15 protein-coding genes and 16 tRNA genes are annotated in these 21,058 nt (G+C 68.4%); 9 read left to right on the forward strand and 22 right to left on the reverse strand.

The features are described 5' to 3' along the window. Positions 1 to 320: 320 nt before the first annotated feature. The 17 genes from GobsT_RS31640 to GobsT_RS31720 form a co-directional block, all read right to left on the reverse strand. Positions 321 to 394, reverse strand: a tRNA-His gene (locus GobsT_RS31640). Between the two features lie 85 nt (positions 395 to 479). Further along, a tRNA-Val gene (locus GobsT_RS31645) sits at positions 480 to 553 on the reverse strand. Positions 554 to 646: 93 nt separating this feature from the next. Next, positions 647 to 735: transfer RNA gene (locus tag GobsT_RS31650), tRNA-Ser, on the reverse strand. Positions 736 to 864: 129 nt separating this feature from the next. Beyond that, positions 865 to 936, reverse strand: a tRNA-Ala gene (locus GobsT_RS31655). 189 nt (positions 937 to 1,125) lie between these two features. Next, positions 1,126 to 1,207: transfer RNA gene (locus GobsT_RS31660), tRNA-Leu, on the reverse strand. Positions 1,208 to 1,266: 59 nt separating this feature from the next. Next, a tRNA-Leu gene (locus GobsT_RS31665) sits at positions 1,267 to 1,348 on the reverse strand. A 196-nt stretch (positions 1,349 to 1,544) separates the two neighbouring features. Continuing rightward, a tRNA-Leu gene (locus GobsT_RS31670) sits at positions 1,545 to 1,619 on the reverse strand. 53 nt (positions 1,620 to 1,672) lie between these two features. Beyond that, a tRNA-Glu gene (locus tag GobsT_RS31675) sits at positions 1,673 to 1,745 on the reverse strand. Positions 1,746 to 1,782: 37 nt separating this feature from the next. Then, a tRNA-Asp gene (locus GobsT_RS31680) sits at positions 1,783 to 1,855 on the reverse strand. Between the two features lie 34 nt (positions 1,856 to 1,889). After that, a tRNA-Tyr gene (locus GobsT_RS31685) sits at positions 1,890 to 1,974 on the reverse strand. Between the two features lie 20 nt (positions 1,975 to 1,994). Beyond that, positions 1,995 to 2,068 (reverse strand) — tRNA-Leu (locus GobsT_RS31690). 95 nt (positions 2,069 to 2,163) lie between these two features. Continuing rightward, positions 2,164 to 2,234: transfer RNA gene (locus tag GobsT_RS31695), tRNA-Thr, on the reverse strand. Between the two features lie 56 nt (positions 2,235 to 2,290). Beyond that, a tRNA-Gly gene (locus GobsT_RS31700) sits at positions 2,291 to 2,361 on the reverse strand. 23 nt (positions 2,362 to 2,384) lie between these two features. Beyond that, positions 2,385 to 2,458, reverse strand: a tRNA-Lys gene (locus GobsT_RS31705). A gap of 19 nt (positions 2,459 to 2,477) precedes the next feature. Continuing rightward, positions 2,478 to 2,550 (reverse strand) — tRNA-Asp (locus GobsT_RS31710). 113 nt (positions 2,551 to 2,663) lie between these two features. Beyond that, positions 2,664 to 2,736, reverse strand: a tRNA-Glu gene (locus GobsT_RS31715). 100 nt (positions 2,737 to 2,836) lie between these two features. Further along, positions 2,837 to 3,019 (reverse strand): hypothetical protein, encoded by a 183-nt coding sequence (locus GobsT_RS31720; protein ID WP_148087943.1) that lies wholly within the window; start codon positions 3,017 to 3,019, stop codon positions 2,837 to 2,839. Positions 3,020 to 3,167: 148 nt separating this feature from the next. On the opposite strand from GobsT_RS31720, the gene ribD reads away from it, so the two are divergent. Next, positions 3,168 to 4,256 carry a bifunctional diaminohydroxyphosphoribosylaminopyrimidine deaminase/5-amino-6-(5-phosphoribosylamino)uracil reductase RibD gene (gene ribD / locus GobsT_RS31725; protein ID WP_197905158.1) on the forward strand — a complete coding sequence of 363 codons (1,089 nt, stop codon included), beginning with the start codon at positions 3,168 to 3,170 and terminating at the stop codon, positions 4,254 to 4,256. A 41-nt stretch (positions 4,257 to 4,297) separates the two neighbouring features. On the opposite strand, the gene GobsT_RS31730 is transcribed toward ribD, so the two are convergent. Further along, positions 4,298 to 5,935, reverse strand: coding sequence for a sensor histidine kinase (locus GobsT_RS31730; protein ID WP_010050390.1), 1,638 nt, complete (start codon positions 5,933 to 5,935; stop codon positions 4,298 to 4,300). 144 nt (positions 5,936 to 6,079) lie between these two features. Continuing rightward, positions 6,080 to 8,920, reverse strand: a complete 2,841-nt coding sequence (locus GobsT_RS31735) for a hsp70 family protein (RefSeq protein WP_010039613.1) — start codon at positions 8,918 to 8,920, stop codon at positions 6,080 to 6,082. Positions 8,921 to 9,033: 113 nt separating this feature from the next. Here GobsT_RS31735 and GobsT_RS31740 point away from each other — a divergent pair, with 113 nt between their 5' ends. From GobsT_RS31740 to GobsT_RS31755, 4 genes are all read left to right on the forward strand, one after another. Then, positions 9,034 to 10,128: a hydantoinase/oxoprolinase family protein gene (locus GobsT_RS31740; RefSeq protein WP_029600872.1), complete on the forward strand. Its 1,095-nt coding sequence runs from the start codon at positions 9,034 to 9,036 to the stop codon at positions 10,126 to 10,128. Further along, a complete protein-coding gene (locus GobsT_RS31745) occupies positions 10,125 to 10,391 on the forward strand; it encodes an amino acid kinase family protein (RefSeq protein WP_109570738.1) in 267 nt (88 codons plus the stop codon). Before GobsT_RS31740 ends, GobsT_RS31745 begins: the two co-directional genes overlap by 4 nt. A 44-nt stretch (positions 10,392 to 10,435) precedes the next feature. Beyond that, positions 10,436 to 10,792 carry an amino acid kinase family protein gene (locus GobsT_RS31750; RefSeq protein ID WP_148087944.1) on the forward strand — a complete coding sequence of 119 codons (357 nt, stop codon included), beginning with the start codon at positions 10,436 to 10,438 and terminating at the stop codon, positions 10,790 to 10,792. Positions 10,793 to 10,858: 66 nt separating this feature from the next. Next, positions 10,859 to 12,505, forward strand: coding sequence for a hypothetical protein (locus tag GobsT_RS31755; RefSeq protein ID WP_010039605.1), 1,647 nt, complete (start codon positions 10,859 to 10,861; stop codon positions 12,503 to 12,505). A gap of 88 nt (positions 12,506 to 12,593) precedes the next feature. Here GobsT_RS31755 and GobsT_RS31760 read toward each other — a convergent pair whose 3' ends face one another. Together GobsT_RS31760 and rsmH are read right to left on the reverse strand one after the other, a co-directional pair. Then, the gene (locus GobsT_RS31760) at positions 12,594 to 14,063 is read right to left on the reverse strand and encodes a WD40 repeat domain-containing protein (RefSeq protein ID WP_010039603.1); all 1,470 of its coding nucleotides are present in this window, start codon (positions 14,061 to 14,063) and stop codon (positions 12,594 to 12,596) included. A gap of 132 nt (positions 14,064 to 14,195) precedes the next feature. Further along, complete coding sequence (gene rsmH / locus GobsT_RS31765) at positions 14,196 to 15,221, reverse strand: 16S rRNA (cytosine(1402)-N(4))-methyltransferase RsmH (RefSeq protein ID WP_010039601.1); 1,026 nt, start codon at positions 15,219 to 15,221, stop codon at positions 14,196 to 14,198. 236 nt (positions 15,222 to 15,457) lie between these two features. On the opposite strand from rsmH, the gene GobsT_RS31770 reads away from it, so the two are divergent. Continuing rightward, positions 15,458 to 16,042, forward strand: a complete 585-nt coding sequence (locus GobsT_RS31770) for a hypothetical protein (protein ID WP_010039599.1) — start codon at positions 15,458 to 15,460, stop codon at positions 16,040 to 16,042. 249 nt (positions 16,043 to 16,291) lie between these two features. Here the strand turns inward: GobsT_RS31770 and GobsT_RS31775 are convergent, their stop codons facing one another. Further along, positions 16,292 to 17,167 carry a DUF72 domain-containing protein gene (locus GobsT_RS31775; protein ID WP_010039597.1) on the reverse strand — a complete coding sequence of 292 codons (876 nt, stop codon included), beginning with the start codon at positions 17,165 to 17,167 and terminating at the stop codon, positions 16,292 to 16,294. Between the two features lie 283 nt (positions 17,168 to 17,450). Between GobsT_RS31775 and GobsT_RS31780 the strand changes: the two genes are divergently transcribed. From GobsT_RS31780 to GobsT_RS31790, 3 genes are all read left to right on the forward strand, one after another. Next, on the forward strand, positions 17,451 to 18,377 hold the full coding sequence (locus GobsT_RS31780; protein ID WP_010039586.1) for a nucleoside hydrolase: 927 nt from the start codon (positions 17,451 to 17,453) through the stop codon (positions 18,375 to 18,377). Positions 18,378 to 18,394: 17 nt separating this feature from the next. Next, positions 18,395 to 19,252 carry a hypothetical protein gene (locus GobsT_RS40655; RefSeq protein WP_010039583.1) on the forward strand — a complete coding sequence of 286 codons (858 nt, stop codon included), beginning with the start codon at positions 18,395 to 18,397 and terminating at the stop codon, positions 19,250 to 19,252. A 204-nt stretch (positions 19,253 to 19,456) separates the two neighbouring features. Further along, positions 19,457 to 20,962: a hypothetical protein gene (locus GobsT_RS31790; protein WP_010039581.1), complete on the forward strand. Its 1,506-nt coding sequence runs from the start codon at positions 19,457 to 19,459 to the stop codon at positions 20,960 to 20,962. Positions 20,963 to 21,058: the final 96 nt, after the last annotated feature.

Genomic DNA, 21,058 nt, shown 5'->3' on the forward strand with positions numbered 1-21,058 from the left:
TCGGCACCAGTGGACACCGCAACCTGCGGCGAGGGCGGGCAATTTGTGGAGTTGAAATAGTATAGATCGAAATGGCGTCATGCCACCGTCCAAACGGAAATAGGAATGAATTGAGCCGCTTGGGGGCGGTGCATTTGCGTCGTTCGGACGGATCGGTAATGTGGTACAAGAATGAGGGCCGGCAGGAGTCGCACCCGCATGTCCCGAGGTACGAACGCGGTGCCTTTCTGTGTCGTGCCACACTGGCGAATGATCTTGGAGGTAAACATTCGCTCTGTGGTGGGCAAAATTTGCCCATCACTGCTTCATTCGTGCTCACAGGCGGCGCGGGGGGAGTCGAACCCCTCACCTGGGCCGTCACAGGGCCACGTGCTACCGCTACACCACATGCCGCATCGCAAGAACTGAAGAATCCTCCGACCGACCGCTCCGGTTCAAAGCCGCGCGCGCGGCGTTCCGATTCGCGATTGTCAGTTGAGTGATCCCGGGTGGAATCGAACCACCGACCTCCTCCGTGTCAGGGAGGCGCCTTGAACCACTGGGCCACGGGATCGACCGTTCGAGCGCGGAACGTAGCGTGCAGGGTTCGGAGCGTTCGCATCTTACGTTCCGAACCCCGCGCGATACGTTCCGCGCGACCTTCAGGCGGAGGGGGTGGGATTCGAACCCACATACCCGTTTAAGGGCAACCGCTTTAGCAGAGCGGCCCGGCCAAGCCGTATCCGGCTCCCGTCCGTCGGCCCGCTCAAGTGAGCGGGCGGTGATCGGCGCGCGTGCGGCGAGTGCGGGGTGCGGAACTAACCCCAGTCGGCCGGACCTTTGGTAAGCCCGCACCCCGCGCCCGCCGCACGCGCACCGATCGAGTGGACCCGCCGGGAGTCGAACCCGGGCTGCCGGCATGCCATACCGGCGTCATCCCGCCTAGACCACGAGCCCACAGCAACAGGAGTCCGGCCCGGTGCGCCCCGAACTCCAGTGGAACCGCGGGGAGTCGAACCCCGTGGCCGTGCTTGCAAGGCACAGCCCTCGCCCGCGAGCGATCCCGTTTGACGAGCTTCGAGTTCGGGTTCCGAGTTGAGAGCGGCGCCGATTCGCGCCCCAACTTGAAACCTGGAACCCGCTGAGTGACCTCGGTGGGAGTCGAACCCACACGCCTCGCGGCAGCCGGCTCTCAACCGACTCTGGCTACCAGTTACAGCACGAGGTCATTCGTCGCGAGCGGTGTCGTGAACGAACCGTCCGTTCACGACGCACCGCCACCAACAGTGGCCCAGGAGGGAGTCGAACCCTCACGCCTTACGGCACCGGCTTCTGAGACCGGGGTGACTACCAGTTCCACCACCGGGCCAACGTTCGCGCCGCTGCGGCGCGGAGTCGCGGAGCCTGGGACTCTAACCCAGCAACCGGGCATATGAAACCCAGCCGAGCGCCTGCCCGCCCGCGAAACATCAGCTCGTCCAGTTGCGGGCCTCAGAGTCGAACTGAGCAGCCAGGCTTATGAGACCCGGCCGAGCTCCGGCCCGCCCGCAATCGTTTCGGTCCAGTGGTGACGGTGGGATTCGAACCCACACTGTCCACGTTCTGAGCGTGGCGACTCCTGCCAGTTGGTCTACATCACCTCATCAAACCTGCGGCGGCTCGACCGCCGCGCCGGCCGCTCTCGCGCCGGCAGTGACCCGTGGGGGAATCGAACCCCCGTTTACAGGTTGAGAACCTGTCGTCCTGAACCGCTAGACGAACGGGCCGTATATCACACGCTCACATCACAACCGTCTCATCAGGCGACTCGTACGGGAGTTGAACCCGTGTCTCCAGGTTGACAACCTGACATCTTGAACCGTTAGACGAACGAGCCGTTAGTTCCCGGTCTGTACCCAACTCCTAACAAGTGCCCCGGGTGGGAATCGAACCCACATTGTCCGTGAGGACGGCTGCTTTACAGGCAGCCTGGCGGCCCACCGCGCGTCCGGAGGCGTAACCGTCGGTCGTCGGAGTAGCACGGGAGGGATTCGAACCCACACGCACCAAGGTTTGAGCTTGGCCGCACTCCCGGTTGGCGTACCGTGCCACACGATCATTGCGACATTCGGAACACGGAGTTCGGAATCAAGAACTCGAACACAACACCGATCAACTCACTCCGCTGATACACCCGCTCAGCCAAGCCCTCGGCGGGAATCGAACCCGCGCGTCCGTCATACCAAAACGGCAAGCTGCCACTACATCACAAGGGCCGTACATATCACGTCTTCAACTTCATGTTCCGAACCCCTCGTTCCGAATTCGGGAGAGCGCCCAGCGGGAGTCGAACCCGCACATCCGCCATGGCAAGGCGATAGGCTACCGCTACATCATGGGCGCGTATCAATCACATCACAAACCAGTGGAAGCGGTGGGAATCGAACCCACGTACACCTGCTTAAGAGGCAGGCCCCTAGCCAACGTCGGACACACTTCCGGCTCGCCCTCGCGGGCAGCGGTCCACACGGGAGTCGAACCCGCACCCTTCCGCTCGACAGGCGGCTGCTCTACCAACGGAGCTTCTGGACCGTACACGTCACTTCGACCAGCAGGTGGCGGAGGAATCGAACCCCACAGGACGGAGCCGTCGGTTTTGGAGACCGAGTGCGTTCCCAGACGCGTTCACCACCTGTAATTCCCAGTACCCCGTGCGGGAGTCGAACCCGACCTAAGCGGCTTGAAAGACCGCCGACCTCACCGGAAGTCGAACGGGGCGTTCCCGTGTCGTCCGCCCCCCGGCCACAAAACGAAACCGGCCGGGGGTCGCTTGTACCCCCGGCCGGCGCGGTCGCCACTCACATGGCTCGCCAGGGGTTCATCCGCTCGTATCGCTCAGACCGCTCAGAGCCGCTTCGACTTCGACTTCAAGACGCGCGGCCGTATCAAGACCCAGACCTAACGCATAACCCGCTTCCCAACCGGCCGCGAGATACGTCGCCTTCGCGGCGACGGCATCACTCGTCGCTTGAAGTTCGGTGCTCGCGTGCCAGAGGGTCATGGTTGTATCGTGTGTAAGCTGTGATCCGTTGTTGTTGACCGCGGGGATTGTTGCCCCTCACTCGCGGTGTACGCTAGATAGACGCGGAACCTATAAGCGGGTTCGCACGAAACCGATTTTATTTTGTCCCCGTGTTGGGAACCGAACGGTGAGCGAGTTGGAACGCTGGATGCGGCACGCCCTGGCGCTGGCCGCCCGGGGCCGCGGGGCCGTCGAGCCGAACCCGATGGTCGGGGCGGTGGTGCTCGACCCGACCGGGAAGCCGGTCGGCGAGGGCTGGCACCAGAAGTTCGGCGGCCCGCACGCGGAGGTGTTCGCCCTTCAGGCCGCTGGGGCACGTGCCCGCGGCGGAACACTCCTCGTCACCCTTGAGCCGTGCTGCCACCACGGGAAAACGCCGCCCTGTACCGATGCGGTGCTGCGGGCCGGTGTGGCGCGCGTGGTCGCGGCGATGGCCGACCCCTTCCCGCGCGTCGCCGGGGGCGGGTTGGCGCTCCTCCGCGCCGCCGGGGTGGACGTTCAAGTCGGGTTGTGCGAAGCGGACGCGCGGGCGCTCAACGCGCCGTACCTGAAGTTGCTGAGCACCGGGCGCCCGTGGGTCCACGCAAAATGGGCCATGACGCTCGACGGCAAGCTCGCGGCCCGGACCGGCGACTCCAAATGGATCAGCGGTGCCGAGTCGCGCCGGCGCGTCCACGAGTTGCGCGGGCGGCTCGACGCGATCCTCGTGGGGCGCGGAACGGTCGTCGCGGACGACCCGCTCCTAACGGCCCGGCCCGCGGGCGTGCGCGTGCCCGCGCGGGTGGTGCTGACCGCGTCCGGAGAGCTACCGGCGGCGTGTCAGTTACGCGCCACCGCGCGCGAGGCGCCCGTCCTCGTGTACACCGCCAACCCCGGAAAGCTCGGCGGGTGGGCCGCCGACGGCGCGGAGGTCGTCGGCTTCGGTGAGCTGACCCTCGACGCCGTTCTCGCGGATCTGGGCCGGCGGCGCTTCACAAACGTGCTGCTGGAGGGCGGCGCGGGGCTATTGGGGGCGGCTCGTGATGCGGACGCGATCGACGAGTTTCACGTGTTTATCGCGCCAAAGGTGGTCGGCGGAAGTGCGGCGCTGACGCCCGTCGGCGGTACGGGCGCCGCGCGGATGGCGGAGGCGCTGACGCTCGAAGGGGTGACGTTCGAGCCGTCCGGCGCGGACGTGTACGTCCACGGGTTCGCGCCGGGTCGGGTCGTTGTGTAACGTGCGGACGTTGCGCCCGGGCGGCGCTGCTGCCGCCCCACTCACTGCACGGCCTTGATGGTCATGGTGAACGTGCTGCCCTTTCCCGGCTCGCTGCGGACGGTGATCTGCCCGCCCATCGCGGCGCACAGCCGCTGACTAATCGCCAGCCCCAGCCCGGTCCCGCCGAACTTGCGCCCGGCCGTCGAATCGACCTGGGTGAACGCCTGGAACAGCCGCCCCACCTGCTCCGGCGTCATCCCGATACCGGTGTCGGACACCGCCACCTGGACCGAGTCCACCCCGGACACCGGCGCCCGCCGGGCGGTCACCTTCACCAGCCCGTCCCGCGTGAACTTGCACGCGTTGCCCACCAGGTTCAGCACGCACTGGCGGATGCGCGTCGGGTCGCCCATCGCGCGGCCCAGGTCCGGCGGGCAGTCCAGCTCGATCCGGTTGTTGTTTTTCTTCGCCAGCGGCTCCACCGACACCATCAGGTCGTGGATCAGGCTCGCGGGCGCGTACGGGTCGTTGGCGATCTCGAGCTTGCCCGCCTCGATCTTCGAGAAGTCCAGGATGTCGTTGATGAGCGCCAGCAGGTGCTGCCCCGCGCTGTGGACCTGCTGGAGGTCGGCCGTGTACTGCGGCAGGTTGTCCACCGCGGCCTGTTCGAGCAGCATTTCCGAGTAGCCGATGATCGTGGTGAGCGGGGTGCGCAGCTCGTGGCTCACCGTCGCCAGGAACCCGCTCTTGGTGCGGTCGGCCTCCTCGGCGGCCTCCTTGGCCACCCGCAGCCGGTTGGTCTCGTCGTCCTTCTCCAGGCGCTGCAGGCCGGCCCCGACCGCGGTCGCGAGCAGTTGCACCACCTGGGCCTCCAGCGGCCCGATCTCGCGGCCCCGGGCGCGCTGCATCCGGCTCCCGTACACCACCCCGACCACGCGGTCCTTGGCGTCGAAGAACGGGGACACCACCACGCCCTGCACCCCGACCAGGCTCTCGCCCCCGCCGGCCGCCGCCGCGCCCACGTAGAACGTGCGCTTCTCGGTCAGCGCCTGGTTCACCAGCGCGTGACTGAACGCCCGCCCGGGCTGCTTCTCGTCGCGCACCACCTGCGCCACCACCCGCCACGCGTCCCCGTCGCGGGTCAGGACGATGCCGGTGTCCAGCCCGATGTGCTCGACCAGCGCCGCCGCGGCCTGCTTGTAGAAGGCGTCGGGCTCGCCCGCCTTCTGGACGTTCACCACCGTTTCGAGCCACCCGACGATCTCCTCGGGCTTGGCACCCTCGCTGCGGTCGATCAGCGCCGGCTGGGTGCCGGACCCGGCGGCGCCGACGGCCCGCACCGGCGCCGCGATGGTCTTCAGCACGTTCACCGACACCGGCTCCGAGTCGCCCGAGTCCACGTCGATGACCGTCTCGCCGATCGCCAGCCGCACCGGCAGCAGGTAGTCGCAGTCGGCCCCCGGGTTCAGCACCGCGTGGTTGTCTACCGTGACCGGCGCCTTGGTGCTGAGGTTCGCCACCTTCACCTTGCGCCCGGGCTGCTCCTCCAGTCGGATGTGGTCCCGGGACACGAACGCGTCGCGCACCACCACCCGGCTGACGCCGGACCGCATCGGCCCGCGCCCCAGCTCCAGCGGCCCGCTCTGGTGCGTGAGCTGCTGCGTCTCCAGGTTGTTCTTGATGGTCAGCGTGAGCATGGGATGTTCCGCAGATCGGGACGCGACCGCATACAGCAGCGGTCCAAGTCGAGCAGCTTGCGCCCGCCACCCGCCCGCTGACGCCGGCGGTTCGACGGTAATTTCTCGAACCGCCGGCCTCAGCGGGCGGGTGGCACCTCCGCATCACCCTCGCGACAGCCGCAGCCCGATCGGGAGGCTCTCGCCGAACAGCCGCGACGCCTCCTCGCCCTCGGCCGCGACGACCTCGTCCACCATCCGCGGCCACGCCGCCGGGCACGGGTGCGCCCGCAGCGCCTCCAGCACGCGCTGGCGCGTCGATTCGCTTACGTCGACGGCGCGCAGCCCGCTCCGCCGGGCGAGCTGGGACAGGCAGAACAGCCAGGCGTTTTTCTCGCTCTCGTTGCCCGGCGCGAACGGCAGCAGTTCGTCGATCCACTGCTCAACTATCTCAGGGTGGACCACCGAATTCAACGGGCCGTAGAACTGGACCCGCGCGCCCAGGCGGGTCAGCGCCCAGAACGCGTACGTCGGCACGGGCGCCTTCTTGCAGTCGCGCAGCACCGCGGCGCCGAGCGTCTCGCGGGTCTTGGCGTCGAGCCGTTCGAGGCTGGCGGCGGCGCGCCACATTTCGGCGTACTCGTTAGCCGGCGGGCGCGAGAAGGCCTTACCCTTTACGGGCAACAGGGTCGGTTTGAGCCGCGAGAACAGGGCCTGCTGGAGCGCGGCGTTCAGCCCGCCGCTCACCCGCCGCCACATGATCCAGTAATCGGCCCCGCCCTCGGGCACGGTGGCCTTCTTCGCGCCCCCGGCGGCCTGGCCGCTTGCCGCGGCGGTGATGAGCTTCCAGAGCGCCTCAACGCGGTAGCGGTCCACCGGGTCGCCGAACCCGGGGCGTAGTGCGAACCCGGTGAGGTTGTACCACCGCGACAGGTGCCCCGGGGACTTCGACCGGCCCCCGGCAGCCGGTTCGAGGAACTCCCACAGCCGCCGGCACAGCCCGGTGGGCCAGTCGCCGCGCGGCGATTCGAGGGCCGCCTCAATCAGCTTGGGCAGATCGGACGTGGACGGCGCGTCGGCCGGCGCTGGGTCGCCGAACGTGGCGGAAACCAGCCCGCCGGCGGCCTGCACCTTCTCTTCGGGGAACACGTCGATCACCGCACCGGCGGCGTCGGCTTCGGTGTCCTCCTTGGTGGGCTCGCGGAGCACGTCGCGGACGTTGAACTCCAGCCGCCACCGGTTCCCTTCCTTCGTTTCGCAGTACAGCTCCAGCGTCCCGATTTCGGTACACTTGGCCGCGAGCGTGACCGGCACCCGCTTGGCGCCCGCCCGCTTCCCGCCGCGCAGGATGGTGTGCAGCGGGGGGAGCCGCATCAGCGACTCTTCGGCGAGGCGCAGCACCTGCCCCGGCTTGTCGTCGCCGCGCACGGTGGAGGTGAAGAGGGGGAACAGCACCGGCTCGCCGAGCGCCAGTTCCAGCACCGGCTCGGGCATCTTCACCTCCTCGCCTTCCTGCATGCGCCGCGGCACCACACACAACACCGGGACGCCCGGCGCGGCTCCGCCGTCCGCCTCCACCGCGACGTAGTACGACCGCGGGATGCCGCCCCCGATGCGGCGCCCGCCCGAGTGCTTGAGCCACGCGAAGTACGCCGCGCCCCACGCCACCGCCAGGTCCAGCGACGGGCTGGTGAGCACGAGCGGGTCCCATTTAGTGAGGGAACCACCTCCTGTTTTGTTCTCAGTCCGCTCGAACCACGGGCGCATCACCTCGACCACCCGCTGGCGCAGCACCTCGGGCTGGAACACGCCCCCGTTGAACAGGATCGCGTCCACACGCGCGCCGGCCCCGTCCTGCAACTGCTGGCGCAGGAACGCCGCCAGGTGACGCGAAACGGCCGGATCGCTCACATAGGGGAGCCCCATCTCCTGCAAGCCGGTGCGCGGCCCCTTCGCGGGGTCGGCGTCGAACGGCGCGTTCGGGAAGAACCCGTCGAACAGGGCGGCGGCCACGTCCTGGGCGGTGATGTTGATCGACACCGTTCCGCCGACGACGCTGCGCCCCTTACCTACGACCGTGACCGGGTAGCTGGGGGGCGGGGGATCGGCGAGCAGCGCTTCCTTCGCAGTCCGGCACGCCTGAACGAGCGCCCCGAACTGTGCGGCGTCGAGGCGCCCGCCGGGGAGCTTCGCCTCCACCGCCTTCGCCAGCGCGAGGTCCATGTTGTCGCCGCCGAGCAGCAGGTGATCGCCCACCGCGTCGCGGATGAACGTGAGTTCCCCCTGCTCCTCGCCGGCGCGGATCAGACTGAAGTCCGACGTACCGCCGCCCACGTCCACGACAAGACACCGCATCCCGGGCTTCAGCATCCCGGCTTCCTGGGGCGAGTGGGTGCCGAGCCACGCGTAGAACGCCGCTTGCGGCTCCTCCAGCAGCGTGACGTGCTTCAACCCGGCCTGTTTGGCCGCCTCCGCGGTGAGGTTCCGGGCCACGTCGTCGAACGACGCGGGCACGGTCACCACGACCGTTTGCTCTTCGAGCTTGTCTTCGGGCTTGCGGTTGGGGGCCGCGTTCCACGCCTCGACGATGTGCTTGAGGTACTTCGCGCTCACTTCCAGCGGGGAGAGCCGGGGCACGTCCGGCGGCCCCGCCCACGGCAGCAGCGGCGCGGTACGATCGACCCCCGGGTGACACAGCCACGACTTCGCGCTGGAGATCTGCCTTCCGGGGACCTTCGCCCCGTGGTTGCGGGCGAACAGGCCCGCCGTATCGGGCGGCCCCTTCTTCCAGGGGAGGTCGATCGCACCGGGGGCGAGGTCGTGCGGCCCCGGGATGTACAGGAACGACGGCAGCAGTTCGCGGCTCTGCACCTGACCGGCCGCGACCACCTGCGGCACGTGGAACGTGTTGAGCCGCGGCCCGCCGGCGGCCCGGCTCGCGGTGTCCACGTAGGCCACCGCGATGTTCGTGGTGCCGAGATCGATTCCGACGAGGTAGCGTCCCATAGTCAGTCGCAAGTCGTAAAGTCGCAAGTCGTAAGGTCGAAGGCGGGGCGGAAGTCGGGTCCGTGGGGACGCACAACTTGCGACTGGACGGCCTTCGGCGGTATCGTGACCGCATGGCAACAACAATCTTAGGGCTGGACATCGGCGGCGCAAACCTGAAGGCGGCGACGCACGACAAGCGCGCGGTTTCGGTGCCGTTCCCGCTGTGGAAGCAACCGGACAAGTTGCCGGCCGCTCTCGCGGACCTGGTCGCCAAATTTCCCGACGCCGACGAACTCGCCGTCACGATGACCGGCGAGTTGTGCGACTGCTTCGAGACGAAGCGGGACGGCGTCCACGCGATCATTAAAGCCGTCCGGTTCGCGAGCGCGGCCCGGCCGATCCGCGTCTGGAGCACCGACGGGGCGTTTCTTAACAGCGAGGAGGCGAAAGCACACCACATGAAGGTGGCCGCGGCGAACTGGCACGCGCTGGCGACCTTGGCGGGCCAGTACGTACCCGAGGGGCGCGCGATTCTCGTCGATGTCGGTTCCACCACCACCGACATTATTCCGATCCTCGACGGCAAACCGGTGCCGCGCGGGCTGACCGATTACGACCGGCTGTTTAACCACGAACTGATTTACACCGGCACCCGGCGCACACCGGTGTGCGCGATCAAACCGTGGCTGACCGCTGCCGAATTGTTCGCCACCACGCTCGACGTGTACCTGACCCTCAACCTGATTCCCGAGAACCCGAATGACTGCGACACCGCCGATGGGCGCCCGGCAACCCGAAAGCACGCCCACGCCCGGCTCGCCCGAATGTACTGTGCGGACGCGACCGAAGTGCCAGAGGACCACACCCGCACGCTGGCCGAAGGGGTGCGTGACGAACAACTCGCAAAGATCCGCCATGCCGTCGGCGTTGTTCGGGATCGGCTGAAATATATGCAAGCGGACGGCAGCACGTCGTTCTTACGCCGCCTCATACTCAAGCGTTTCGAAAAGACGGGAGAGCCCTCTTATGATCTCCTCGAGAACGGCGGCGACGACCTGCTCACCGAAGGCCCAAAGATTTGCGAAATCGTCTCGGGCTCCGGCGAGTTCCTCGCACGGGCGGCGACGTCCGCGGACATTTCGCTGAACGACCAACTCGGTCCCGAGGTGTCCGCTTGCGCACCGGCGTATGCGGTCGCGGTGCTGGCCGCGGAGCGTCCGGCATGATCGTCGTGAAGGTCGGCGGGAGCCTCTACGATCACCCCGCGCTCGGGCCGGCGCTCTGCGCGTTCGTGGAATCGCTCCAACCAGCGGAAGTGCTATTCGTACCCGGGGGCGGTGAAGTCGCGGACGCGGTGCGCGCCCTCGACCGCACGCACGCGCTGGGAGAAGAGGCCGCGCACTGGGTCGCGCTGCGGGCGCTGAGTGTGACCGCGGCGTTCCTGGAGCGGATCGTAGGCAGACCTACCCCCCCCGCCCCCCCCCCCTGAAGGGAAGGGGGGAGAATTCACGAATCGCGTCCTGCGCGTCGGATATGCGATCCGGTTCCGAGGTGCTTTTCTCCCCCCTTCCCTTCAGGGAGGGGGGGCCGGGGGGGGTAGGTCCCCGCGTCCTCGACTGCTACACCTTTGCCCGCGAGGACGAGTCCCGCCCCGGCGCGCTGCCGCACACCTGGGACGTCACCACCGACTCGATTGCCGCTCGGGCCGCGCTGGTGTTCGGCGCCGAGCGGCTGGTGCTGCTCAAGTCGGTCGATGTCCCGACCGGAAGTTCCTGGGAAGACGCTGCCGCGAACGGCTGGGTGGACGCGCACTTTCCCCGCGTCGCGGCGCTTTTGCGCTGCCCGGTGGGAGCCGTTAACTTCCGTGCAAAGCTCGACGCCCACGCCTGAACTGGTGGCGTGTTCTATGCTTGGCGCGAACGACACTCACTCGCCCACGCAGGAACTCCGAGCGCCATGCGGTTCATCATCGCCAACGAGTTCTACCAGCAGATGATCTCCACCCCGGGACACACCCCGGACTGCTACGTCCGGCCGGGGGAGTACCTGCACCACATGTACATCGACGGGGTCAAGTACGCGGTGGCGCCCGCGGTGCTCGACTGCCTCGCCGCGGCCGAGGAGAAGGGCGACCAGGAGGCCGTCGCGCACCTGAAGCTCCACAAGCTGCACTACGAGGCCCTGCTCGCCGACGCCGAGCGCACCGGCACCCTCACGGAGGACGTGACGCTGCTCGGGGACGCGCCGCCCACCGACGAGGAGGCGCTCCCGGCGACCGATAACGCGTACGCCCCGCGCGTCCCGGCCAAGTGGGAAGACCTGGGGCTCGAACTGCCGTACCTGTTCGAGATGGCGCTGCGCACCATTTACACGCGCGGGCACGTCACCGGGGGCGAGCTGGCCACCGCGATGGCCGTCCCGTTTGCCATCATCAACCCGGTGTTCCAGGCGATGCGCAAGCAGTCGCTGATCGACATCGTGGCCCAGCGCGGCAACAGCGGCGACGCCAGCTTCGTGTACGCGATCAAGCCGCCCAAGGGCGAGGACGCGCTCCGCGACGCCCTCGACAAGACCACCTACACCGGCCCCGCCCCGGTGCCGTTCGCCGACTACGTCGAGTCCGTGATGGCCCAGACCATCAAGCGGCTCGTCGTGACGCGCCGCAGCATCCGCCGGGCGTTCGAGGACCTCATCATCACCGACGAGGCGTTCAACGAGATCGGCCCCGCGATCAACTCGGCGCAGAGCATCTTCTTCTTCGGGTACCCCGGCAACGGGAAGACCAGCGTGGCCGAGCGCATCACCCGGCTCATGGGCGACGCGATCTACATCCCCCACGCGGTGGAGGCGAACGGCCAGGTCATCAAGCTGTTCGACCCGATCCAGCACACCCCCGTCCAGGACGCCGACCAGCAGGACGTGACCGAAACCATCCTGAAGCGGGGCACCCTGTTCGACCAGCGGTTCATCCGGGTGAAGCGGCCGACGATCGTGGTGGGCGGCGAGCTCACGATGCCGATGCTGGACCTGAAGTACAACGAGGTGGGCAAGTACTACGAGGCGCCGCTCCAGATGAAGGCCAACGGCGGCATCTTCATGATCGACGACTTCGGGCGCCAGCAGGTGCGGGCGATGGACCTGCTGAACCGCTGGATCGTGCCGCTGGAGAAGAAGTACGACTACCTCAACACGGTCAACGGGACCAAGATCGAGGTGCCGTTCGACCAGCTCCTGATCTTCAGCACGAACCTGGATCCGCACCAGCTCGCCGACGAGGCGTTCCTGCGGCGCATCAAGTTCAAGATCGAGATCCGCGACCCGGACGAGGCGCAGTACCGACGCATCTGGGAGCTGGTGTGCAAGGGGCGGCGCGTGGAGTTCGACCCGCGCGGCGTCGATTACCTGGTTCAGAAGTGGTACAAGCCGACGAGCCGGCCGTTCCGGATGTGCCAGCCGCGCGACATCCTGGACCAGATGATGAGCATCGCGAAGTACAACATGGAGCGGGTCAACTTCAGCCCGGACCTCATCGACGCCGCCTGCGCGACCTACTTCGTCAGCGACCACAAGAAGGACTTCGGCGCGAAGGTGCGGATGGACTAACGGCGGGCGTCGCACCCTCCACGGGTTCAGCCGCGAAGGCCCTCGTGCCGGTGTCCGCTCGCGGGGCCGCGCGAAAAACGAGAGCGGCTCACGCCCCGGCGGCGCGGAGCACGTCCGGCCACGGCCAAACCGCAACCGTCGAGCCGTGGCCCGGGTGCCCGGTGCTGTACGACACCGCGACCGCCGAGCCGTCCGGGGCGAACTCCGCCTGCCCCCCGCGCCACGCGTGGTCCTCGAGCACCGCGCGCACGAACCCGAGCGACTTCCCGCTCGACACGTCCCAGAACCCCACCCACCCGCTCTCGGTCTCCGCGGTCACGGCGTGCGCCCCGTCGGGGCTGTACGCCAGCGCCGTCGGCTGGTGCCAGTCCGGCACCTTCAGTTCCACCACCGGACCGCCGGCGAGCGGCACGTGCCGCACCAGCACGCGGTGCGGGTTGTACGACTGGCGCCGCACCAGCGCGGCCGAGCCGTCGGCCGTCAGGGCGAACTCGGTGGACGGCGCGTACCCGCCCGGTTGGTCGCCGAACGCCCCCGCCCGGATCGGGATCGCTTTGCCGCGGGCCACGTCCAGTTCCCGCAGCTCGCCGGTGAACGTGAGGCCGATGAGCCGCTTTCCGTCCGGCGTGTACCTCAGCGAGCTGACGCCCTCGACCGCCGGGCTCCGCTCGTACTGCGGCCGGTCGGCGGTGAGGTCGACGGTCAGCGCCTGTTGGTAGGCGACCAGTGTCAACCGGGTCGCGTTCGAGGCCAGCGCGACCCGGCCCCACACCTGGCGCGACCGCAGCACGTGCTCCAGGTCCGCCGTCCCGTCGTCCCACCGGTAGATGCCGCCGTCGTGCAGCGCGACCACGGCGCCGCCCGCCCCCGCCGCGATGGCCGAGATGTGGTTGCTCAGCCGCTTGCGCCCGGTCACCTCGCTCCCGTCGGCGCGGGACACGGTGCGGAACGCGCCGGACAGCCCCTGACCGAGCAGCCCGCGCCCGTCGGTCGTGAACCCGAACCGCGTCAGGTTCACGCTCCACCCGGCGAACTGGCCGAACCCGCCGGCCGGCCGCCCGCCGTCCGAGAGCTGGTCGAAGCACGGGCCGCAGGTGTCCCCCATCCACCCGAGCGACTCCGGCGTGCCGATCGCCCCGCACCGGCACGCCGCGACGTACCGCTCGCCGTCGCCGCGCGCGCCCCGCACGCCGAGCACCGCCTCGGGGTACACGTGCCACCACGGCGGGAGGACGCGGAGCTGTGTCTCGCTCCGGGCGCGCGAGTACCGCGACCGCGTTCGGCCGATTACGCGCACGTGCTTGCGCCCGGCCGGGTCGGTCCACCAGCCGGCGATCACCTCCGGCACCGCCCGCCCGCCCTTGCACGACCGCCGCCGCCCGGCCGCGCCGCCGCTCCGGAGTACGTCCTGCGAAAACCGTCCCCAGAACGCCGCGTCCCGCGACATCCGGTTATCCTGATACCGGTTGTCGCGGTTCGCGGCCCGCATCGCCCGGCCGAGCGCGCCCGCCAGCGCCCCCTCGTCGGGGTCGATCAAGCGCTTATCAAAGATCGACACGGCGTGTCCTCCCGCTGTCGCGCCCGGCGCCATGATACCCGAACGGGCGGATACCGCGGCGCCAGTTGTGCCCTTGCGCGAAACAAACGCTCCGCGCCCCGGACCACGGACAGCGAAAGTGCAAAAAGTGTGTCAGCCCGCCGGTTCGGCATCGGGAGGGGCTTCCGCGCGGCGGGCGACGCGGAGCTTCGCGGACCGCGCCCGCGGGTTCGCGCGACGCTCCTCGAAGGTGGACCGGATCGCGTCGGGGCTGACGGAGCTGTAAACGCCGGCGCGCAGCCCGTCGCGGAACGCGGCCTTCACGAGCCGGTCCTCGCCGCTGTGGAACGAAATGATCGCGGCCACCCCGCCGGGTTTCAGAACCGTTGGCAGCACGCGCAGGAGCTGCTGGAGGCTGGCCAGCTCGCGGTTGGTGAGGATGCGGAGCGCCTGGAACACCCGCGTCACCGGTGCGAGCAACTGCTTGCGCTCGGGCGGCGCCCCGGGGGCGCGGTCGATCCGCACCGGGGCGGCCGCTTCAATAAGGGCGCGCAACTGCTTCGTGCGCTCGACGGGCGCCGTTTGCCGCTCGCGCACGACCGCATCGGCAATGGCCCCGGCCTGGGGCTCGTCGCCGAGTTCGGAGAAGCAGGCCGCGAGTTCGTCGCGCGAAAGCGTGGCGAGGAGCTGCGCCGCGGTGCGCCCGCGGGTGCGGTCCATGCGCATATCGAGCGGCCCGTCCCGCATGAAGGAGAACCCGCGGTCGCGGTCGTCCACCTGCATGCTCGACATGCCGAGGTCCGCGAGCACCGCGTCCACCGCGGTCACCCCTTCGATCGCGAGCACCGTGGGGAGCCCCGCGAAGTTCGTGTGGTGGAGGCCAAACAGCCCGCCGGCCTCTTCGAGTTTGGGTCGCGCGGGTTCGATGTTCCCCACGTCGAGGTCGGTGGCGATCAGCAGGCCGTCGGGCGCGACCCGGCGGAGCAGTTCGAGCGAGTGCCCCGCGAACCCGAGCGTGCAGTCGACGACCGTCTGCCCCGGGCGCGGGTCGAGCGCGGCCAGCACTTCGGCGAGCAGGACCGGGATGTGCGCCCCCTCGGCGGTGGAGCGCCGGACGCGCTTCCGCCAGAACGGACGTTTTTTCTTTTTCTTCGGCGGCTCAGGTTGCTCGTCTGACATGCCGGGTATTGTACGGGACCGGTCCCCGTTACTGGAATGCGGCCGCGCCCCTACAGCCCTCTTTGCCCCTTTCACGCGGCTTACGGTCCGCCATGTGTTCTTGTGTCCGGTGCGAAAACTTGTTAGCTTTCCTGATCTGGCGGTTGACACAGCTCACGCCGCGAGGTTCCTCGCGATTACACGAGGTGTCACGCAACACACGAGTTCGGCCACCAGAGCGCGCAGGAGGTGCTTGCATGCGGTCCGTTTCGCCCCGTTATCTGTTAACCCTCGTCGTCTCCGGGCTGCTGTCCGCAGTCGCGGCTGGTGATCCCCCCACGGCACGCGAAAAAGACGCGCCGGCGGCCTGGCGCATGGCGGACCTCAACACGGCACTACCGAACGCGGCCGACCGCGGCCCGGTTTCGGTTCTCGCCTGGGAAGTCGTCGCGTTCGGAGGCGTGTTCACGACGGAAGAGCGGTGCCTGGTAGTCAAGCGGTACGCCGCGCCCACTGCGGCCGGTCGCGTGTGCGCGGTCGGGGTGCTGTCGCGGTTGCCGAACGGGCAACCACCGGCGTGGGCGCCGGGCGTCGTTCGTGAGTTTGCGGCCGTGCCAACGGACAAGGCATTAGAGGAACTGCTGAACGAATACGGCTGGCAATCCGCTCTCGAACCGGGCGAGTTGGTGCTTCGAATCGGAAACATCCGTCCCAACGTGGTGCGGTACGCGCCACGGGTCACCGACGGCGGGGTGTGCCCAGCGGAGTGGAAGAAGGGGTTTGGCCGCCCCGCACCGACCCAGATGTTCCCAGAACTCGCACCGCACGCTCTCCGAAAATAGGCTCGGACGGCACCGCAGCAGTAGAACCGGCGGCACGCGTTGTTTGTGCCGCTCACCAATTCGCCGTTACCAGAAGGGCATCACGGCCGAGCGGACGTGTCCGCATGTTCCATATTACGGCGGCGCGCAAGATACGCATTAATGCCAGCAGTCCGGCACTCATTACCTGTGATTCCCAGTGATTCAGCTCTGTTTATCTTTCGCGCCGCCGTAATAACAAGTGCTCCGTGGAAGGGCGCAACCGGCCGCTCACTCGTCGAAGAGGCTGGGCGTCGGCGCGGGGGCGATCACCGAAATGCCCGGCGTGTCACGGAGAACCTTATCCAGGCGTTTGGCGTTCGCGATGGCGTCCGGCATTCCGGCCCGCTGGTACTCGTCTGCCGTGGGTTCCAGACTCGGGGGCCGCGTTCCCACGCAGTTGTTGAAGAAAACCAGTGCCTCGTCGGCGCGGTCCGCCTCCGCCATCCGCCTCAGCCCGTCGGCCCACTCGCGCAGTTGCCCCTCGGTGTAGTCGTAAGCGTACCGCAACTTCCCGTCCTGGTACCAGTTCTCGGCGGTCTGCGAATGGAGCCGTGCGTACACGCGCCGGTTCGCGACCCGTAGCCCGCGCGGGAACAGCGTCGGCACGTCCGGCACGCCCACGCTCACCAGATCCATGCCGATGTGCTCCATCCACTCGGACAGGTTGGGCGCGGCCCACGACCGGTGCCGGAACTCCACGGCCACGCGGTGCGGGCGCAGTTGCCCCCCGGTCCGCGCGAGCCAGTTCCGGTTGTCGGCGGTGTTGCGGAAGCTCTCGGGGAGTTGAAAAATCAGCCCGAGCAACTTCCCGGCGCCCGCGAGGTGGTCCGCCGCGGTCTTGAACGCCGGCACGTCGTCGTCGGAGCGCTCGTGGCTGACGGTCTTGGGCACCTTGAGCGTGAAGCCGAACCCGGGCGGCGAGCGGCGGGCCATTTTGGCGACCTGTTCGCGCGTCGGCGGGCGGTAGAAGGACGAGTTGATTTCGACGCACGCGAACCGCGTGGCGTAGAAGGGGAGCATGTCGTGCTGGGCGGTGCCGGGCGGGTAAAACCCACCGACCCACGCGGGGTACGCGTACCCCGCGGTGCCGATCCGGACGTTCATGTGAGCGCTCGTAACGGGCGTTACACCGCATTCTACCCGGCGGCGTTCTGCCGCGCTCAACTCGGTCGGAAGGGGAATTCGGCCGTTCCAAGCTCCACGTGCGGACGAGTCGTTCCTTCATCTGGTGAAACGGTGCCGGTCGGTTTTGGTCCCCACGCTCCCGGCACCGGCCAATCGGTTCCACTTCGCGGTACCCGATTCCCCTCCGGCGCGCCCGTGGGTACAATTCGGGGCGGATTCGCCCGCGGCTCGCCCTCTCCAAATCACCTCGGGACCGCACGACATGCCACGCAAGGTCGTCATCGTCGCAGACCCCGGCATCGACACCACGTTCGCCGTTGCGCTCGCACTCAACGACCCGAGCCTTGAAGTGGTGGGGCTCCTCCCCACCGCCGGGAACGTGTCCGCGGAACAGGCCACCGCCAACGTCCACACCCTCATTGATGTCTTCGATCCCCCGAAGTGGCCGAAGCTCGGGTCGGCGCTGCCCGTCCGGTACGACGCCGACGGCACCGCGCTCCACGGCCCGGGCGGGTTCGGCGGGGTCACGTTCCCGTCCGCCACGCGGCACACGCTGCACCCCGCGGACAAGGTGCTTTGCGAACTCGCCCACGAGCACCCGCGGCAGATCACCGTCATCAACCTCGGGCCGCTCACCACGCTCGCAACGGCCCTCGACCGCGATCCGGTGCTGCCCGCGGTGCTCGACCAGACGGTCATCATCGGGGGCTGCTGGCGCGAGCCCGGGAACGCCGGCCCCGCGGCCGAGTTCCACATCCACCTCGACCCCGACGCCGCCAAACGGGTGTTCGCCGGCGAACTGAACCCGCTGCTGATTCCGCTCGACGCCACGCGCAAGCTGATCTTCTCCCCGCGTGACTTACTCGACCTCCCGAACCCGGACTCGCGGGCGTGCCAGTTTTTGCGCCAAATTGTACCGTTCGGCATCCGCGCCAGTTCCAACCTGTACGGGATCGAGGGGTTCCACCTGAAGGACGTGCTCGGGGTGGTGGCGGTGGCTGTTGCCGGGTGCGTCAGCAGCGAGCCGCACTTCGTAGATGTCGAAACGAAGGGCGAGTTGACCCGCGGCATGACCGTGATCGACACCCGGGCGAACCCGACCGGCCCGCCGAACGCCCGCGTCGCGACCGGTGTTGCGGTTGCCGACGTGAGAGCGTACATCGAGCGCATACTGAAGGCCGCGCACTGAGCGGGAGGATTCCACTGATGCGATTCACCCTGACCGCCCTTCTCGGCACGCTGCTGGTCGCGGTGGCGACCGCTCAGCCGCCCGAGCCGACGCCGCTCCCGCTGCCGGCCCCAGCGCCCGCGGCACCACTGCCGATCAAACTCAAGGCGCCGAAAGACGTTCCGCAGCCCACCCGGGCGGAACTCGAGTCGCTCGAAAAAACGCTGCGCACGCTGGCGCTCGCGCACCTGCCGACCCCGCTGGTGAAGTCGGACAAGGGGTGGGGCAAGCAGAAGGAGTTCGTCGAGGGCCGCGTCATGTTGCGCAACGCCAAGAAGTTCGGTCCCGAGGCCCCCCGGGTGCAGATCAACGACGGGCTGTGGCGCCGGATCACGGTCACCGCGCGGAACCCGAACGAGACGCTCGGGGTCTCGATCCCGGAACTCGTGAAGCTCAGCCCGGACGCCGCCCGCCTCGGCCTCGACACCGTGATGGACATCGACTTCCGCGTCGAGCACCAGTTCTGGAAGCGGGGGCTGCAACTGTACTCCGGCGAGACCCGCGGGCACTGTAAAGCCGGGCTGAAGATGAAGGCCGAGGTCCTCACGAAAACGAAGGCGGTGCCCGGGTCGTTCCTACCCGAGGTGACGATCACGATCAAGGCGACGGAGGCGAACCTGTTCTACGACAAGGTGGTGATCGACCACACCGCCGGCCTCGACGGCGCCGACGCCCAGAAGGCCGGCGAGTTCGTGATCGACCTCGTGAAGGCGATCAAGCCCGATCTCGAACAGCAACTCCTCGAAAAGGCAAACGCGGCGATCATGAAAGCGGCCGCCTCGAAGGAGGTCAAGGTGCCGCTCGACAAGCTCCTCGCCGCGCCGGTCAAGAAATAAGAGGTTTCACCGCAGAGAGCACGAGAGGACGCAGAGAAGACTCAGGAAGAGTTGAGCAGTTGTCGCCCTCTTTTTGGCCGTTCTCCGCCGCTTCGACGACTTCAACCTCGGCTTGTCCCGTTTCGCCGGGCTGCGTATAGAGTGCCACCCCCGCGGCGGGTGCAGATCGCCCCGCCCGCCGCTTCCTGGCAAGGACGCCAGCTCATGCTCCGTTGCGTGCTCGTTACCGCCCTCGCGGGCGTTCTCGTTCTTGCGCCCTGCGCACCGGCTGCCGATCTCCCGCCGCACCCGACCGAAAAGCAACTCGCGGTTCAGGCCGCGATGGTGAACGCCCGCGAGCACCTGGGCGCGCACCGGCCCACCGAAGCGGTCGTGGAACTCGAAAAGGAAATCTCCAACGCCGACGGCAGCACCGCGTTCCTTTCGCTCCTTCGGGAAGCGTATCAGGCCGAACTGGCCCAGTCGGAAAAGAACCCCGTTCCCGACCAAAAGCGGACGGAACAACTCCAGCGCCGGCTGGCGATACTCAATGGCAAACTTAGGCCGGCCCCCGCATCCGTCGGTGTGGCCCCGATCGCGGCGGTTCCGGCACCGAACCTCGGGCCGTCGCTGGTTCCCCCGTCCGTAACAGAAGAACCGGCCGCGCCGGTGCCTCCAGCCGGGAGCCCGCCCGCCCCGACGGCCGGCGCCGGCGCGGCCGCGGCCGACGCGTTCAAGAGCCGGAACTACGCCGACGCCGACCGCCTGTTCGCCGCGCTCGGCGCGGCCCGGCTCTCGGCCGAGCAGAAACTCGCATGGGCGTACTGTCGGGTGAAGCTCGCGGCGGACCGCGTGAACGCGCCCGACTGCCCCCCTGCCACCGCGGCGGCTGCCGTGCAAGAGGTGTCCGAAGCGATTCAACTGATCCCGCCGGGCGCCGAGCTTTACAAGGTGGCCCAGCAGGTGCTGAAGGCGGCGCAGGCGAAGGCCGGCAGCGCCGCCGCGGTCGTCCTCGTTGCGGCATCGGCCGACGTGCTCGAAACGGCCAGCTTCCGGGTCCACCACGGCGGCGACCGCGCGCTGGGGGAGGCCGTGGCGAAGGCCGCGGAGGCGAACCGGAAAGCGACCTTCGAGCGCTGGAGCGGCCCGCCGGGCGGGAGCTGGAACCCGAAGTGCGATGTCGTGATCCACGCCACCGCCGACGCTTACGCGGCAGCCACCGGTAAACCCGCCGCGCTCACCGGGCACGCGAGCGTGAGCCTCACGAACGGCCGCCCCACCGCGCGCCGCATCGATCTCCGCGCCGACGACCCCGTGCTGGCGACCAACGCCCTCCCGCGCGAGCTGACGCACGTGGTTCTGGCGGACCTGTTCGCCGACCGCCCGCCGCCGAAGTGGGCGCTGGAGGGCATGGCAATCCTCGCCGGCGCACCTGCGGAAATCGACCGGTACACGCGCACGCTCGACCGCTGCGCCCGGGACGGCGAACTCCGCACCCTGGCGGCGCTGTTCGAGTTGAAGGACTTCCCGGCCGACAAGATCACCGGGTTCTACTGCCAGAGCGTGAGCGTCACGGACTACCTCATCAAGCTGAAGGGCGAGCGCCACTTCAAGATCTTCCTCAACGACGCGCAGCGGTACGGCACCCCGCAGGCGCTGCGGCGTCAGTACAACATCGACGGTCCGCAGGCGCTGGAAGTCGCCTGGAAACGCGCCAGCCTGACCCCGTGAGGACGGGACACAAAAGCAGAAGAAGATTGGCCGCAAAAAGCACAGGAATCAGAAGAGGATTGGCCGCAAAAAAGCACAAAGGGCACAAAAGGAAAC

Origin of the sequence: Gemmata obscuriglobus (assembly GCF_008065095.1) — a bacterium.
GTDB classification, from domain to species: Bacteria; Planctomycetota; Planctomycetia; order Gemmatales; family Gemmataceae; genus Gemmata; species Gemmata obscuriglobus.

What these genes read in the sequence shown, in the direction of transcription:
- GobsT_RS31720 (WP_148087943.1), bottom strand. Translation starts at nt 3,019, where the DNA reads ATGACCCTCTGGCACGCGAGCACCGAACTTCAAGCGACGAGTGATGCC.
- GobsT_RS31730 (WP_010050390.1), bottom strand. Translation starts at nt 5,935, where the DNA reads ATGCTCACGCTGACCATCAAGAACAACCTGGAGACGCAGCAGCTCACG.
- GobsT_RS31735 (WP_010039613.1), bottom strand. Translation starts at nt 8,920, where the DNA reads ATGGGACGCTACCTCGTCGGAATCGATCTCGGCACCACGAACATCGCG.
- GobsT_RS31740 (WP_029600872.1), top strand. Translation starts at nt 9,034, where the DNA reads ATGGCAACAACAATCTTAGGGCTGGACATCGGCGGCGCAAACCTGAAG.
- GobsT_RS31745 (WP_109570738.1), top strand. Translation starts at nt 10,125, where the DNA reads ATGATCGTCGTGAAGGTCGGCGGGAGCCTCTACGATCACCCCGCGCTC.
- GobsT_RS31750 (WP_148087944.1), top strand. Translation starts at nt 10,436, where the DNA reads ATGCGATCCGGTTCCGAGGTGCTTTTCTCCCCCCTTCCCTTCAGGGAG.
- GobsT_RS31755 (WP_010039605.1), top strand. Translation starts at nt 10,859, where the DNA reads ATGCGGTTCATCATCGCCAACGAGTTCTACCAGCAGATGATCTCCACC.
- rsmH (WP_010039601.1), bottom strand. Translation starts at nt 15,221, where the DNA reads ATGTCAGACGAGCAACCTGAGCCGCCGAAGAAAAAGAAAAAACGTCCG.
- GobsT_RS31770 (WP_010039599.1), top strand. Translation starts at nt 15,458, where the DNA reads ATGCGGTCCGTTTCGCCCCGTTATCTGTTAACCCTCGTCGTCTCCGGG.
- GobsT_RS31775 (WP_010039597.1), bottom strand. Translation starts at nt 17,167, where the DNA reads ATGAACGTCCGGATCGGCACCGCGGGGTACGCGTACCCCGCGTGGGTC.
- GobsT_RS31780 (WP_010039586.1), top strand. Translation starts at nt 17,451, where the DNA reads ATGCCACGCAAGGTCGTCATCGTCGCAGACCCCGGCATCGACACCACG.
- GobsT_RS40655 (WP_010039583.1), top strand. Translation starts at nt 18,395, where the DNA reads ATGCGATTCACCCTGACCGCCCTTCTCGGCACGCTGCTGGTCGCGGTG.
- GobsT_RS31790 (WP_010039581.1), top strand. Translation starts at nt 19,457, where the DNA reads ATGCTCCGTTGCGTGCTCGTTACCGCCCTCGCGGGCGTTCTCGTTCTT.